The sequence below is a fragment of the Mycobacterium sp. D16Q16 genome (assembly GCF_002013745.1).
Classification (GTDB): domain Bacteria; phylum Actinomycetota; class Actinomycetes; order Mycobacteriales; family Mycobacteriaceae; genus Mycobacterium.
In genome coordinates this window covers 1-15,435 of sequence record NZ_MAEY01000032.1, presented here as the reverse complement: position 1 = coordinate 15,435, position 15,435 = coordinate 1, and the positions used below count along the sequence as shown (strand labels likewise).

General features: G+C 63.7%; 14 protein-coding genes. 3 read left to right on the top strand and 11 right to left on the bottom strand.

Annotation, left to right across the window (positions count from 1 at the left end):
• Window positions 1-416: 416 nt before the first annotated feature.
• Genes dmpG through B4394_RS24695 form a run of 4 tightly spaced genes read right to left on the bottom strand, consistent with a single transcriptional unit; the run spans window position 417 to window position 4,831 of the window.
• Window positions 417-1,496: a 4-hydroxy-2-oxovalerate aldolase gene (gene dmpG, locus B4394_RS24710; RefSeq protein WP_139360445.1), complete on the bottom strand. Its 1,080-nt coding sequence runs from the start codon at window positions 1,494-1,496 to the stop codon at window positions 417-419.
• A 1-nt stretch (window position 1,497) separates the two neighbouring features.
• Complete coding sequence (locus tag B4394_RS24705) at window positions 1,498-2,406, bottom strand: acetaldehyde dehydrogenase (acetylating) (protein ID WP_078313068.1); 909 nt, start codon at window positions 2,404-2,406, stop codon at window positions 1,498-1,500.
• Window positions 2,407-2,412: 6 nt separating this feature from the next.
• Complete coding sequence (locus B4394_RS24700; RefSeq protein ID WP_078313067.1) at window positions 2,413-3,198, bottom strand: 2-keto-4-pentenoate hydratase; 786 nt, start codon at window positions 3,196-3,198, stop codon at window positions 2,413-2,415.
• Window positions 3,191-4,831: an FAD-binding protein gene (locus B4394_RS24695; RefSeq protein ID WP_078316534.1), complete on the bottom strand. Its 1,641-nt coding sequence runs from the start codon at window positions 4,829-4,831 to the stop codon at window positions 3,191-3,193. Before B4394_RS24695 ends, B4394_RS24700 begins: the two co-directional genes overlap by 8 nt.
• Window positions 4,832-4,928: 97 nt before the next feature.
• Here B4394_RS24695 and kstD point away from each other — a divergent pair, with 97 nt between their 5' ends.
• Window positions 4,929-6,608 (top strand): 3-oxosteroid 1-dehydrogenase, encoded by a 1,680-nt coding sequence (gene kstD / locus B4394_RS24690; protein WP_078316541.1) that lies wholly within the window; start codon window positions 4,929-4,931, stop codon window positions 6,606-6,608.
• A gap of 10 nt (window positions 6,609-6,618) precedes the next feature.
• Window positions 6,619-7,476: an enoyl-CoA hydratase ChsH3 gene (chsH3, locus tag B4394_RS24685; protein ID WP_078313065.1), complete on the top strand. Its 858-nt coding sequence runs from the start codon at window positions 6,619-6,621 to the stop codon at window positions 7,474-7,476.
• Window positions 7,477-7,485: 9 nt separating this feature from the next.
• Here the strand turns inward: chsH3 and B4394_RS24680 are convergent, their stop codons facing one another.
• Window positions 7,486-8,244 (bottom strand): hypothetical protein, encoded by a 759-nt coding sequence (locus B4394_RS24680; protein ID WP_078316533.1) that lies wholly within the window; start codon window positions 8,242-8,244, stop codon window positions 7,486-7,488.
• A gap of 221 nt (window positions 8,245-8,465) precedes the next feature.
• On the opposite strand from B4394_RS24680, the gene B4394_RS24675 reads away from it, so the two are divergent.
• Entirely contained in the window at window positions 8,466-9,152 is a 687-nt protein-coding gene (locus tag B4394_RS24675) for an Rv3717 family N-acetylmuramoyl-L-alanine amidase (protein ID WP_078313095.1), read from the top strand.
• A gap of 5 nt (window positions 9,153-9,157) precedes the next feature.
• Here B4394_RS24675 and ltp2 read toward each other — a convergent pair whose 3' ends face one another.
• Genes ltp2 through B4394_RS24645 form a run of 6 tightly spaced genes read right to left on the bottom strand, consistent with a single transcriptional unit; the run spans window position 9,158 to window position 15,234 of the window.
• Window positions 9,158-10,312 carry a 17-hydroxy-3-oxo-4-pregnene-20-carboxyl-CoA lyase gene (gene ltp2 / locus B4394_RS24670; protein WP_170915089.1) on the bottom strand — a complete coding sequence of 385 codons (1,155 nt, stop codon included), beginning with the start codon at window positions 10,310-10,312 and terminating at the stop codon, window positions 9,158-9,160.
• A 2-nt stretch (window positions 10,313-10,314) separates the two neighbouring features.
• On the bottom strand, window positions 10,315-10,734 hold the full coding sequence (locus B4394_RS24665) for a MaoC family dehydratase (RefSeq protein WP_502688543.1): 420 nt from the start codon (window positions 10,732-10,734) through the stop codon (window positions 10,315-10,317).
• 2 nt (window positions 10,735-10,736) lie between these two features.
• Window positions 10,737-11,681, bottom strand: coding sequence for a bifunctional MaoC family dehydratase N-terminal/OB-fold nucleic acid binding domain-containing protein (locus tag B4394_RS24660; protein WP_286142476.1), 945 nt, complete (start codon window positions 11,679-11,681; stop codon window positions 10,737-10,739).
• Window positions 11,682-11,716: 35 nt separating this feature from the next.
• Window positions 11,717-12,880 (bottom strand): acyl-CoA dehydrogenase FadE29, encoded by a 1,164-nt coding sequence (fadE29, locus tag B4394_RS24655; RefSeq protein ID WP_078313061.1) that lies wholly within the window; start codon window positions 12,878-12,880, stop codon window positions 11,717-11,719.
• A gap of 9 nt (window positions 12,881-12,889) precedes the next feature.
• The gene (locus B4394_RS24650) at window positions 12,890-13,951 is read right to left on the bottom strand and encodes an acyl-CoA dehydrogenase family protein (protein WP_078313060.1); all 1,062 of its coding nucleotides are present in this window, start codon (window positions 13,949-13,951) and stop codon (window positions 12,890-12,892) included.
• A 23-nt stretch (window positions 13,952-13,974) separates the two neighbouring features.
• Window positions 13,975-15,234: a cytochrome P450 gene (locus B4394_RS24645; RefSeq protein ID WP_078313059.1), complete on the bottom strand. Its 1,260-nt coding sequence runs from the start codon at window positions 15,232-15,234 to the stop codon at window positions 13,975-13,977.
• Window positions 15,235-15,435 lie beyond the last annotated feature (201 nt).

Below are 15,435 nucleotides of genomic sequence, written 5' to 3'. Positions count from 1 at the left end.
ACTCAGTTGCTAGCGCACAGGTACCAAAGCTGGTTACCCAACCGAATAGACCCCCGCACTCAACCAGCAGCTTAAGGGAGACGGCAACGTCCTCGCAGCGTTCGAGGTGATCCCCTACCGGCTCGATCTCGGCGGTAACCACCGAGCACGGCGTGCGAGTCGGTCTCAGGATCAATCAGCGCGAACTGGCTAAGCCACCGCAGCGCTTGCCGAGGCGATTTTCACACCGCCACAGTTGTCTGCTGGGAATCGGCACGTTGCGCGACGCCGCGAGAACCCGCGTAACCGTCGGCCACCCAGAATCCGGCGGGCGGACGGCCCCGCCGGGACACGCCATGTACACGATCGATGCGCTTGCAGAGGGGCCCGTCAGCCCCGTCCCGAGAGGCACGAGCGCCCCCTGGCAGGCGCTGCGACTACGACGTCTTTTCGGCGTTCTCCCGCTGGATCTCCAGCGCGATATCGATGAGCTGATCCTCCTGCCCACCAATGAGCTTGCGCTGACCGGCGCGGTGCAGCAGCTGGTGCGCGGGCACGCCGTATCGCTCCCCCTGCCGGATGGCGTGCTTGAGGAAGCTGGAGTACACACCGCTGTAGCCCATGATCAGCGCATTGCGGTCCAGCAGGCACTCGGCCGGCATCGCGGGCGCCACAACCTCTTCGGCGGCGTCCGCGATATCGAAGAAATCAATACCCGTCTTCACACCGATCTTGTCGAACACGCCGATCAACGCCTCCACCGGAGCATTGCCCGCACCGGCACCGAAGCGCCTCGTGCTGCCGTCGATCTGCTTGGCACCAGCGCGCACCGCCTCGATCGAGTTGGCGACACCGAGCCCCAAGTTCTCGTGGCCATGAAAACCGACTTGAGCATCCGACCCCAATTCGGCCACGACAGCGGCAACACGGTCCGCCACACCATCGAGAACCAGCGCACCCGCGGAGTCGACCACGTAGACGCACTGACATCCGGCGTCGGCCATGATCCGGGCCTGCTTGGCCAGCTTCTCCGGCGAGATGGTGTGCGACATCATCAGGAAGCCAACGGTTTCCAGCCCTCGCTCGCGCGCCAGCCCGAAGTGCTGAAGAGACACGTCGGCCTCGGTGCAGTGGGTGGCGATACGGCAGATGGATCCACCGTTGCCCTGCGCCTCGATGATGTCTTCCTTGGTGCCCACACCCGGCAGCATCAGGAACGCGATCTTGGCGTTCGTCGCGGTCTCGGCGGCGAGCTTGATCAATTCCTGCTCAGGGGTTTTAGAGAAGCCGTAGTTGAACGACGATCCACCAAGACCATCGCCATGCGTCACCTCAATGACCGGCACACCGGCACCGTCAAGGGCCGCGACGATCGCCCGCACCTCGTCGGCGGTGAACTGGTGCCGCTTGTGGTGCGAGCCGTCCCGCAATGACGTGTCGGTGATCCGCACATCCCATGCGGCGTCGAAAAAGATGCCGTCGGTGCCCAAAAGCTGAGTTCCAGTGTCCGAAGCCATGTTACGAAACCTTCGCTGATAGAAGTTCTTTGGCGATTTCCTCGCCGACCTTGGTCGCGGCAGCGGTCATGATGTCCAGGTTCCCGGCGTACGGCGGCAGGAAGTCACCGGCACCCTCCACCTCGACGAAAGTGGTGACGACGTGGTTGCCACCATTGACCACGGACGGCTCGTCGAACTGCGGCTCGTTGAGTAGCCGATATCCGGGCACGTACTGTTGCACCTGGCTCACCACATCGTGGATCGACGCGGCGATCGCATCCCGGTCCGCGTCCTCCGGAATCGCACAGAAGATGGTGTCGCGCATGATCATCGGCGGGTCGGCCGGGTTCAGGATGATGATGGCCTTACCGCGCTTGGCTCCGCCGATCACCTCCACACCCCGGGAGGTCGTCTTGGTGAACTCATCGATGTTGGCGCGTGTGCCCGGCCCCGCCGAGACAGAGGCCACGGAGGCGACAATTTCCGCGTAAGGAACCTCCACGACGCGGGACACCGCGTAAACGATCGGAATCGTCGCCTGGCCGCCGCAGGTGATCATGTTGACGTTCGGAGCATCGAGGTGCGCACGCAGATTCGCGGGCGGCACCACGGCCGGACCCACGGCGGCAGGCGTCAGATCGATCGCCCGGATCCCGGCCTCTGCGTACCGCGGAGCGGCGGCCTTGTGCACGTACGCCGACGTCGCCTCAAACACCAGATCGGGCTTCTCGTCCTGCGCCAGCAGCCAGTCCACCCCCTCATGCGAGGTTTCCAGACCGAAGCCGCGGGCGCGCTTGAGACCTTCGGACTCGGGGTCGATGCCGATCATCCATCGTGGCTCCAGCCACTCGGATCGCTGCAACTTATACAGCAGATCGGTACTGATGTTTCCCGAACCGACGATCGCTACAGATGCCTTGCTCACAATTCTCCTCTACTCGAAAGCCAGTCGGACCGAACCAAGTCCGGCGAACTCGGCCAAAAACTCATCCCCCGGATGCGCGTCAAACGCTCGTGTGCACGAACCCGGCAGCACCACATCGCCGGCCCGCAGGCGAACCCCGAACGAGGCCACCTTGCGTGCCAGCCATGCCACCGAGGTCACCGGATTACCCAGCACCGCATCGCTTCTGCCCTCGGCCAACTTCTCGCCGTTGCAGGTCAGCACCGCGTCGATCGACTTGATGTCGATGTCCTTCGGCGAAACACGTTGCTTGCCAATGACAAACCCGGCCGAGGACGCGTTATCGGCGATGGTGTCGCAGATCTTGATCTGCCAGTTGGTGATCCGGCTATCCACCACTTCGATCGATGGCACGTATGCCGCCGTGGCCGCCAGCACATCATCCTCGGTGCAGTCCTCACCCGGCAGGTCGGCGGCCAGGATGAATCCGACCTCCACCTCCACCCGCGGGAACAGGAACTTGGACGCGGAGGCCGCGACATCCTCGAACAGCTCCATATCGGCCAACAGGTGCCCATAATCCGGCTCGTGGACACCCATCATCTTCTGCATCGCCTCGGACGATAGGCCCACCTTGTGCCCCACGACCTTGGCTCCGTCCGCTAGGCGGGAGCGAATATTCATCAGCTGGATCTCGTAGGCGTCGACCACACCGAAATCCGGGTAGGTGTCGGTGGGCGGCGCGATGGCCACCCGGGTGCGCTCAGCCTCTGCCAGATCTGCGGCGATGGCCTCGCGAACGTCGGAACTAAGCATCTATGTGTCTCCCAGTCTCGGTCCCGGCCCGGCGTCCGGAGAAGACGCAGTCGGCCAGGGACAATCCGCTCACATACGAATTGGAGCAGATACCCACCGCCGCTCGTCCGGCGGCATAAAGCCCCGGAATCGCCGCGCCCGATGTGGTCTGCACGGCACCAGTCTCCTCGTCGACGACCAGCCCGCCAAGAGTGAGCATCGGACACGGATTCAGCATGTTGGTCTTGATCGACACGTTGAACAGATAGAACGGGCCCTGCTCAATGGGGACTCGGATGTCGTCCGGCTTCCCGAACGGGTCGGGGGTGCCGTCCGCGATGGCGCGATTGTGTTCGGACACGGTGCGCGCCAACAGCTCTGGATCGATACCCGCCTTGGCCGCCAACGCTTCGATGGATCCGGCCTTCTTGCGCCCTACATTGAGAAACGCTTCTGCTTGTATTCGCTGGAACCACAGCGTCTGCGAACCCAGCTGCTGACGGGCCCGCTTCACCAACGCCTTGTCCGCTACCAGATATCCAACCCCGCCGGCCTTCTGCACAATCGCCTTACCGAGCGCGGCACCATATCGCGATTCGTCAACCATCCTCTGGCCCTTGGCATCCACCAACAACGAGCCGAGGAACGCGGCCGGCGGCACGATAAAACGCCACGCCGAGATCTCATCGAGGTGCCCCGTGGCCGCATCCAACGGTTCCGCGAGCTTCAACGCGGTGCCGTCGTCACCGGCAGTGCCCAGCTGCAACCCGTCCCGGTAGGCCGGGGCATACCGCTCGACCAGCTCGCGATTGGCGATGAATCCACCGGAAGACAACACCACTCCGTCGTTGGCGCGGATCTCATACGGCTTGGCGAACCGGCGCTCCAACGCATAGGCGGGCCCCTCCAACGCTTTTCGCATCGGCGGGTAGTAAATACCCGGCTTGGTCGCATAGTGCGTGAGCCGCGAGTACGCGCGCCGCACCCACGTCGGCGCGCCCTTCAGTGTCACCCCGCGCACCCCAACGACACGACCGTCCTCGACGATCAGCCCGGTGACCCGGGTCTGCCGCCACACGTCGGCGCCCAAACGCTCCGCGGAGGCCGCCAACGGAGCGAACAACGCCTTACCGGATACGCCCCGACCGAACGCTCGATGCCCCCGCTGACGGGGTGCGGTGGCAGCCCGCGCCATGCCAGAGGATTCGCTGCCGGAAAAGTAGAGGTAGTAGTCGTTAGTGGGGTACGAAGTCTTGAACGGAGCCAGCGAACCTTCGAACGGAACTCCGTAACCTTGCAGCCAATCCAGGGTGGCGACGCTGCCGTCCACAAATTTCTGCAGCGTCTCCGGTTTCACCGCGTCCCCGACCTCAAGCCGCAGATACTCCAGCATCAGCTCCGGGGTGTCCTCGACGCCCGCGTCGCGCTGGATGTTGGTGCCACCGCCGGCATAGTAAATGCCCCCTGAAATGGCCGAAGCTCCACCACCGTCGAATCGCTCCAGGATCGCCACGGATGCCCCGCGCTCCAGCGCGGCCAGCGCCGCCGACGCTCCCGCCACCCCGTAGCCGACGATGATGACATCCGGGGAAGGCACCTCGACATCACCCGGCACTGGGCCTCCCTCACCGTCATATAGCCAAAACAGCAACAAGTTTCTGTTTTCACCGCAACATCAAAGTGTCCGGGCGGTGAAACCACAGGCCAGCGCCGGTAGCGCCGGGCCGCCTCAATTCTATAACGTGTTCTACATGACTGAGCAGGAGTACGACGTCGTCGTCGTCGGAAGTGGTGGCGCCGGCATGGTCGCGGCGCTCACCGCGGCACACAACGGCCTGAGCACCGTGCTGATCGAGAAGGCCCCCCACTTCGGCGGATCGACCGCCCGTTCCGGCGGCGGCGTCTGGATCCCCAACAACGAAGTGCTCAAGAAGGCCCGCCAGACCGACACCCCGGAGGCGGCCCGCGAGTACCTCTACAACATCATCGGCGACGTCGTCCCCCGCGAGAAGATCGACACCTACCTGGATCGCGGTCCGGAAATGCTCTCGTTCGTGCTGGCGAACTCTCCACTGAAGCTCGACTGGGTGCCCAACTACTCCGACTATTACCCCGAGGCTCCGGGCGGACGCTCGGCCGGCCGCTCGGTGGAGCCCAAGCCGTTCGACGCCAAGAAGCTGGGCGACGAGCTGCCCAACCTGGAGCCACCGTACGGCAAGGTTCCACTGAATGTCGTCGTCCGCCAACAAGATTACGTACGGCTGAACCAGCTCAAGCGCCACCCGCGGGGTGTGCTGCGCAGCCTGCGTGTGGGCGTGCGCACCTTCTGGGCGCAGGGCACCGGCAAGAAGCTGGTCGGCATGGGACGGGCGCTGTCGGCGGCGCTGCGTATCGGCCTGCGCGACGCCGGGGTTCCGGTGAAGCTCAACACCGCGCTGACCGATCTGTACATCGAGAACGGCAGCGTCAAGGGCGTCTACGTACGTGAGACGGGCGCCGCGGAGGCTTCCGAGCCGACGGTCATCAAGGCGCGTAGGGGCGTCATCCTGGCCTCCGGTGGATTCGAGCACAACGAGCAGATGCGCGTGAAGTACCAGCGTGCCCCCATCACCGCCGACTGGACCGTCGGCGCCAAGGCCAATACCGGCGACGGCATCCTGGCAGCCGAAAAATTGGGCGCTGCACTGGAGTTCATGGAGGACTCATGGTGGGGCCCAACTGTTCCACTGGTGGGCCGGCCGTGGTTCGCGCTGTCCGAGCGCAACTCCCCCGGGTCGATCATCGTCAACGCGTCCGGTAAGCGATTCATGAACGAGTCACTGCCCTACGTGGAGGCCACCCATCGCATGTACGGCGGCGAATACGGTCAGGGCCCGGGCCCGGGCGAAAACCTGCCCGCATGGCTGCTCTTCGACCAGGAATACCGCAATCGGTACATCTTCGCCGGATTGCAGCCGGGACAAAAGATTCCGAGTAAATGGATCGAGTCGGGCGTCATCGTCAAGGCTGACACCATCGAGGGGTTGGCGGAACTGACAAATCTGCCCGTGGACGCGTTGGTCCAGACTGTCGAACGGTTCAACGGCTTTGCCCGCAGTGGCACCGACGAGGACTTCGGCCGCGGTAAGAGTGCCTACGACCGCTACTACGGCGACCCCACCAACAAGCCGAACCCAAATCTGGGCGAGCTCAAGAAGGGCCCCTTCTACGCGGCGAAGATGGTGCCTGGCGACCTGGGCACCAAGGGTGGCGTACGCACCGACGTGCAGGGCCGGGTGCTGCGCGACGACAACAGCATCATCGAGGGTCTTTACGCCGCAGGCAATGTCAGCACCCCGGTAATGGGTCACACCTACGCCGGCCCCGGCGCCACCATTGGCCCCGCCATGACGTGGGGTTACCTCGCGGCGCTCGATATCGCCGGAAAGTAGGGTCGGGGTCATGCCTATCAACGTTGATATCGCCCTGGGTGCTGCCGTCGAGCCCGCCGAATTCTCGTGGACCGCCTCCGATGTGCAGCTGTATCACCTGGCGATCGGAGCTGGTTCCGATCCAGTAAGCGAGACCGAACTGCGCTACCTGCAGGACAAGACCCCGCAGGTGTTGCCGACGTTCGCGACCGTGGCCTCCGGTTTCCACGCGGTCGAGCCGCCCAAGGTGTCGTTCCCGGGTATCGAAATCGACCTGGCCAAGATCCTGCACGGTACCGAGCAGGTGACCGCGCACCGGCCGTTGCCGCCGTCGGGCTCTGCCCGTTCCGAGGGCAAGATCGTGGAGATCTGGGACAAGGGCAAGGCTGCTGTCATCGTCACGGAGACAACCACTTCCGATGATCAGGGGCCTCTCTGGACGATCCGCCGCTCGATCTTCGCACGCGGCGAGGGCGGCTTCGGCGGCGAGCGTGGACCGTCCTCGGCGGGAGAGGCTCCGTCCCGTCCCGCCGATCTCGAAGTCTCGACGCACATCCTGCCGCAGCAGGCGCTGCTGTACCGGCTCTGCGGAGACCGCAATCCGCTGCACTCCGACCCCGCGTTCGCCGCGGCGGCAGGATTCCCCCGTCCGATCCTGCACGGACTGTGCAGCTACGGCGTGGTGTGCAAGGCAGCGGTGGACGCCGCTCTCGACGGGGATGCCTCGCGGGTGACCTCGTACGCCGCGAAGTTCGCGGGTGTGGTGTTCCCCGGCGAGACGCTCAAGACCCGCATCTGGAAGGAAGACGGCAGGCTGCTGATCTCTGCCGTCGTCGCCGAGCGTGAGGACGCCCCGGCACTCGCCGACGTGGAGCTCACCTACAAGTAGCCCGACCGGCTAGTACCACCGTATCCCGCGGTAGCGGTTCACACCCAGTGCAAGCGCGGTGCCAATGCTCCAGACCGCGATACCCAATCCGAGCTCCATGAGGGACCGCTCGGTAAGCGGCATAGCGTGGAATACGTTGCGCCCGAATATGGCCCGTGGAATACCTCCCACGGGCGCTACGAGGTAGTAGACGCCGTACGGCAGGGCCAGATAAAGGAGCCATCGCGCGGTGACCAACAGGTCGCCCCGTTGCCGCCACCGTTCCCGCAGCGGCCGGGCGACCATGGGCAGCAGCACCGACACCACATTGCCCAGGCCCAGCCAGCTGACGATGTGCACGGCGACATCGGGCACGGTGATCGCGGTTTGGGTTGCCTGCTGCCGGTGGATGGTCAGAAAGGCCGTCAGCACGAGTGTCGGTAGCCCAGCGACGAGAAACAGTGCGATGTTCTTGACCAGCAAGACATGGAGCAGCGACCGATGACCTCGCAGTGCGTGCCTGACTCGATCGGCATCCAGACCGAGCATGTTGGTCACGGACACATCGGCAAAGATGAACATGGCGAAGTAGGTGCCGACAAGCAGCGCCCAGTCGCGCTTGCGTCCGTGTTCGGCGATTGGCTGCCAGATGATCAGGTACGCGATCGCCAGCGCGAGGTTCAGGCCCAATCCCTCGAGCCATCGCCGTGGCGGACGAAAGGTCTCGGCGAGGTCCGCGCGCAGACGGGTCAGCACGCCCGCCGTGGTGGAGGCCTCCCCATAGATCATCGGCCAAGCATCGCCGGGGTTTCTGTCAGAAAGCTGTGACTGCGATACGGTCTCGGCTCGGTCACAGTTCAACCAAGCCACATGTCCGTGTCCCGTCCCCCAGGTTCAGGGCATAGCTTTCCCGCGTGCAGACCTCCCCGTGCGGTCCCGCCAAGCGGTCCTGCTGCCTCTCGCGACGCGATGTCCTCAAGTACGCCTCGAGCGTGCCCGTCCTGTTGAGCATGCCTGCCATGCTCTCCACCGCCGCCCTGGCTCATGCCCAATCTCCCATCGCGGGCAAGATCGTCTTCCTCGATCCCGGCCACAACGGCGCCAATGATGGCTCGATCACCCGGCAGGTCAGTGACGGCCGGGGGCGTACCAAGGAGTGCCAGACCAGCGGCACCGCAACCGACGCGGGCTTTCCCGAACACACCTTCAACTGGAACGTGGTGCTGCACATCCGCCAGGCCCTTACCGGTGCCGGTGTGCGCACCGCGCTCTCGCGCGGCAATGACAACGCACTCGGACCGTGCATCGACCAGCGGGCCGCGACCGGCAACTCCTTGAAACCCGATGCGATTGTCAGCATTCATGCCGATGGCGGCCCCCGGGACGGTCGGGGATTTCACGTCAACTACTCGAATCCGCCCATCAACGAAGCGCAGGGCGGCCCGTCGCTGCGCTTGGCCAGCACCATGCGCGATCAGTTAAAGGCCTCCGGATTCCAGCCGTCGACCTATCGTGGAAACGATGGTCTCTATGGGCGTTCCGACCTTGCCGGGCTCAACCTGGCGCAGTACCCGGCAATCCTCATCGAGTGCGGAAACATGAAAAACAGCGACGACGCCGCGATGCTGTCCAGCGCGGATGGCCAAGCCCGGCTGGCCGCCGCCATCGCCCAGGGCATAGCCAGATTCCTGAGCTGAGTCGATTACCCCAGGATGAGGCCGGACGTCGGCACACCCGTGCCGGCGGTGACCAGGACATGCTCAACGTTGGATACCTGGTTGACCGACGTGCCGCGTAGCTGACGCACACCCTCGGCGATGCCGTTCATACCGTGAATATAGGCCTCGCCGAGCTGACCACCATGTGTGTTGATGGGCAGCTTGCCCCCCAGCTCGATGGCGCCATTGGCGATGAAATCCTTGGCTTCGCCCTTACCGCAGAAGCCCAACTCTTCGAGCTGCAGCAGCGTGTACGGGGTGAAGTGGTCATACAGGATCGCGGTCTGAATATCGTTGGGAGTCAGGCCTGATTGACCCCACAGCTGCCGACCGACCAGCCCCATCTCGGGCAGTCCGAGCTCGTCGCGGTAGTACGAGTACATGGTGAACTGATCATCACCGGACCCCTGGGCCGCGGCCTCGATGACCACCGGCCGGTTCTTGAGATCCTTCGCTCGCTCGGGCGTGGTCACCACGATCGCCACCCCGCCATCGCTCTCCTGACAGCAATCCAGCAGCCGCACCGGATCTGCGATCATCCGCGAGTTCTGGTGGTCCTCGATGGTGATCGGCTTGCCGTAGAAGAAGGCCTTTGGGTTGGTGGCCGCATGCTTACGATCCGCCACCGATACCGCTCCGAAATCGGCACTCGTGGCGCCGTATTCGTGCATGTACCGGCGAGCGATCATCGCCACCGAGGCCGCAGGCGTGCTCAGCCCGTGCGGGTACGACCAGCTGTACTCCACGCCTCGCGAGTCGGCGGTCGAGCTCAGCCCGGTCATCACCTGACCGAACCGGAACTCGGAACGCTCGTTGAATGCGCGATATGCGACAACGACTTCCGCGACACCGGCAGCAACCGCCAACGCGGCCTGCTGCACCGTCGCCGCAGCGGCCCCGCCGCCATAACCGATCTGGCTGAAGAACTTGAGCTCACCGATACCGGTCGAACGAGCAACGGCAGTCTCGAGATTGGAGTCCATCGTGAAGGTCACCAAACCGTCGACTTCCGACGGTGCCAGACCAGCATCGTCGAGCGCATCGAGCACCGCCTCGGCCGCCAGCCTCAGCTCGGATCGGCCCGACTTCTTCGAGAAGTCGGTGGCGCCGATACCGGCGATATGGGCCTTACCCGACAAGCTCACGCGCTTGCTCCGATCGTCAGCTTGACCTTGGCAGTGACGTGCGCACCAAGGCTGTTGTTGCCCACCACATCCACTTCCACCACGCCGTCCTCGACGGCGGTTACCTCACCAGTGAACACAGTGGTGTCGTAGGCGTACCACGGCACACCCAGCCGCAACGAAATCGACTTCACGCGCGCAGAAGGCCCGGCCCAGTCGGTGACAAACCGCTCGACCAGACCTGTGTCGGACAGGATGTTGATGAAGATGTCCTTGGATCCCTTTGCCTGCGCCAGATCCCGATCGTGATGCACGTCCTGGAAGTCACGCGTCGCCAGCGCTGTCGACACGATGAACGTCGGAGTGCCTTCGAGTTTCAGTTCGGGCAGCTTCTCGCCGACTTCTGCTTGCGCCCCCCGCGCGAGCTGCTCGTCGATACTCACGCTGCCTCCCATGCGTACAGAGTCCACGCCGGGCTCTCGCCCTCGGCCGGAAAGTCCAGATACGTCACCTGAACCGGCAACCCGATCTGAACATCGTCGGGCGACACCCCTCGAAGCTCGCCCAGCATCCGAACACCCTCATCGAGCTCCACCAGCGCGATAACGAAAGGCAGTGTGCGACCGGGCACCTGAGGAGCGTGATGCACCACGTAGCTGTACACCGTGCCGCGACCGCTGGCCACCTGATACACGATCTCAGCGTCCTTGTCCTGCCACACCGCGGGCACCGGCGGATGCTGCAACGAACCGTCTGGACGCTCCTGTAGCCGCAGCTCGTGCGCCGCGATGCCCTCCCAGAAGTATGCGCTGTCTCGTGACCACGACGGACGCATCAGTTTCGACGGATCGAGATCCTCCGGTACGTTGGCCGACTTCTTAGCGCCCGGGCGGAACTTCATGATGCGCCAGTTCATTTCATTGACCAGCTCATCGCCCACATGCCACTCGGCGTGGATGTTGATGAACCAGCTCTCGCCGAGCGCCGTCTGCTTCGGCCCGAAGACTTCGGTCACCTCGTTGGTGGTGGTGACCTGCTCGCCCAGCTGCAGATAACGGTGGTAGATCTGCTCATAGTTGGTGGCGACCACCGACTCGTAGCCCGCCGAATCCAGGAGCTCCATGACCCGGCCCAACGGGTCGTCTCCGGAGCGCTCGCCATATAACCCGGCCATAGTCCACACCTGCGCCATGGCTGGCGGCGCGACAATGCCGGGATGACCGGCCCCGCGGGCAGCTTCCTCGTCGACATAGATGGGGTTGCGATCGCCCATCGCTTCGACCCAGTTGTTGATCATGGCCTGGTTCACCGGATCCCGCGCCAATCGCGGGGCGCTGGGGCCGGCGGCCTTGATCCTGGAGAAGCCTTCCTGGATATCCACCACGCTCATATCTACCTGTTCTTCGCGCAAGTCGCTCATCACCGCGGAACCCTGGGCGTGCCCAGTCCTGCCGTCGACACCATCTCGCGCATCACCTCGTTCACGCCGCCACCGAACGTGATCACCAGGTGGCGCTTGGTCTGTGCATCAAGCCATTCCAGCGTCTCTGCGGTGTTCGCGTCGGCGGGATCGCCATAGCGCCCCACGGCACCCTCGCCGAGTCGGCCGAGCTTCTGAATCCACTCGGTGGCAAGAATTTTCGTCGCAGCGGCGTCAGCCATGCTGATGTCGTCGCCCGATGAGGCCACCTGCCAGTTGAGCAGCTCGTTGAGCCGCCATACGGCCTTCATCTCGCCCAGGACTCGACGCACGTCCTCATGTGACAGCGGCGCCACACCATCGGGCCCCGGTTTGGAGGCCCACTCGTAGACGCGGTCGTACATGCCTGCGATCCGACCGGATGGGCCAAGCGACACTCGCTCGTGGTTCAGCTGGGTGGTGATGAGCTTCCAGCCCAAGTTCTCCTCGCCCACTAGCATGTCCACCGGTACCCGTACGTCGGAGTAGTAGGTGGCGTTGGTGTGGTGCGCACCGTCATTGGTGATGATCGGCGTCCAGGAGTAGCCGGGATCCTTGGTGTCGACGATCAGAATCGAGATGCCCTTGTGCTTAGCGGCACTTGGATCGGTGCGGCAAGCCAGCCAGATGTATTGGGCCTGATGCGCACCGGTGGTGAAGATCTTCTGCCCGTTGACGATGTAGTGGTCGCCGTCTCGTACCGCGGTGGTACGCAAGGACGCCAAGTCAGTCCCGGCTTCCGGTTCGGTGTACCCGATGGCGAAATGGATTTCACCTGCCAGGATTCCGGGCAGAAACTTCTTCTTCTGCACGTCGGTGCCGTACTTCTGCAGGGTCGGACCGACGGTCTGCAGCGTCACCAGCGGCATCGGCACGTCGGCGCGTATGACCTCGTTCATGAAGATCTGCTGTTCCAACGGACCGAATCCGTGTCCGCCGTACTCCTTCGGCCATCCGACGCCGAGCCAGCCGTCCTTGCCCATCCGGCGCACCACAGCCTCATAGGACGAGCTGTGTCGGTCGACCATCATGCCGCGGGTTTCATCGGCCGTGACGAGGTTCGAGAAGTACTGTCGCAGATCGCTTTGCAACTTCGCCTGTTCCGGCGTGAGGTCAATCAGCATCACTGGCTCCTAAACCTGCGCCGCGGCGAGAACATCCAGGCGCTCGGAGGACCCACCGACCAGGCGGCTCAGGTCCTTGATCGTCGAGTAATAACGGTTCATCGGGTACGTGATATCGACGCCGAGACCGCCATGGAGGTGGTGGCAGATCTGCATGACTCGCTGAGCCTCCGAGGCCATCCAAAACGCGACGATGTCCAAATCCTCAGTCGCGTCACGACCCGCCGAGAGACGCCACACCGCAGAGGTGACACCGAGGTTCAATGTCCGCGAAACCACGTACACGTCCGCCAGTTGCTGCGAGACCGCCTGGAAGGTGGCCAACGGCTTGCCGAACTGCACCCGGTTCGACACATGATCGGCCGTCAGACGCAAGGCGCCGGAGACCAATCCGTCCGCGTAGGACCCTATCGCCGCGAGGGCAAGCTGGTTCACGCGCTCAACAGATCCGGCTAACACATCCGAATCGGGCACCGACGCGTCGGCGAATGTCACCGCGTATTCGGCGGCCTTACTGGCGGTCGGTGTCCGGGCGATCGTCACACCCGGAGTGTTGGGTGCCACCACAACGACGCCATTGTCGGTGGTGACAAGTATCCAATTTGCCTCGGCCGCATGCAGAACGCCGATCTTGCGGCCGTTCAACACCAGCGAGGACCCCTCGCGCACGGCGGAAACCGACGGCGACGAGGGTAACGCGCACCCGGGCTCGTCCAGCGCCGCGGTGAGGATTCCGCCGGAGCCGACGCCCTCGAGGAACCTGCCCTGTTGCTCCTCAGAGGCCAGCTCCACCAAGGGAACCACGCCGAATCCGAGCGTCGCCAGGGCCGGTGTCAAAGCGCCGTGCTTCCCGAGTACCCGCAGCGCCACCGATACCTCGGACAGGCCCAGTCCGTCGCCACCCAGCCGTTCGGGCAGGGCGAGGCTCAGGACACCGTTAGTGGCCAGAGACTGCCACAACCCGTCGTCGTATCCGACCGCGGGCACTACACCGATGAACTCACGATCGGCGAGCACCGCTTCAACCACATCGGAGACAGCCTGCTGCTCCTCTGCGAAAGCAAAATCCATAGCGTGCGTGTCCTTTTGAGTAACTACTGCAGAACCGGGCAGCCGCTGGCGCCGTTGAAGTCAACCTGCCAGTGCTTGATGCCGTTGAGCCAACCGGATTGCAACCGCTTCGGATCGCCGGCCGGAGCCAGGTTCGGCATGTGATCGGCGATGGCGTTGAACATCAGGTTGATGGTCAACCGGGCCAGGTTGGCGCCGATGCAGAAATGCGCTCCGCTACCACCGAACCCCATGTGCGGGTTGGGGTTGCGCATGACATTGAAGCTGAACGGATCCTCGAAGACATCTTCGTCGAAGTTGGCCGAACGGTACATCATGACGACGCGCTGGCCCTTCTTGATCTGCACGCCACTGAGCTCGGTGTCTTCCAGGGCAGTCCGCTGGAACGACGTGACGGGGGTGGCCCAGCGGACGATCTCGTCGGCCGCCGTCTCCGGGCGCTCCTTCTTGTACAGCTCCCACTGCTCCGGGAACTGGGTGAAGGCCATCATGCCCTGGGTGATCGAGTTGCGTGAGGTCTCGTTACCGGCCACCGCCAGCATGATCACGAAGAAGCCGAACTCGTCATCGGAGAGCTTGCCCTCGCCCTCAACCTCGGCGTTGATGAGCGTGGTCACGATGTCCTCGCCGGGATTCTCGGACTTCTGCTTCGCCATCTCCATCGAGTAGGCCAGGATCTCCATCGACGACGCCGCCGGATCGATGTGCGAGAACTCGGGGTCATCGTACGAAGTCATCTCGTTGGACCAGTTGAAAAGCTTGCCCCGGTCTTCGATGGGCACCCCGAGAAGACCGGCGATGGCCTGCAGTGGCAACTCGCAGGACACCTGCTCCACGAAGTCACCGGTGCCACTCGCCGCCGCGTTCTTCGCGATCTGTTGAGCGCGCTCGTTCAGCTCGTCGCGCAGCCGACCAATCGCGCGCGGAGTGAAGCCCCGGGAGATGATCTTGCGCAGCCGCGTGTGGTGCGGTGCGTCCATGTTGAGCATGACATAGCGCTGCAGCTCGATGGCCTCGCGAGTGATGTCGTCCTGGAACCGCGGGATGGCGGTGTTCTCCCAGCTGGAGAAGACATCGCTGCGCAGGGACACCTCCTTGACATCCTTGTGCTTGGAGACGACCCAATACCCGCCGTCGTTGAAGCCGCCGATGCCGTCGGGCTGCTCCTGCCACCAAATGGGAGCCGTCTTCCGTAGCTCCTTGAGCTCCTCGATCGGGAGCCGTTCTGCGTAGATCTCCGGGTCGGTGAAGTCGAATCCGGCGGGAAGGCTGGGGTGCACCACGTTGAACTCCTATGGCCTTTCAGGGCGTCATTCTGGGACGATCTTGTTAGAGCATCTAGTGAGAGCCGAGTGAGATACGACACTCTCTAGCCCCATTGAAGCACACGATCAGCGCAGACAAAACGTGGTGCATGGGGGGAGAACACGTTCTCATTGCTTACAGACTGGAACGTGTTCTACCGTGAAGTCAACGTTCAGAGC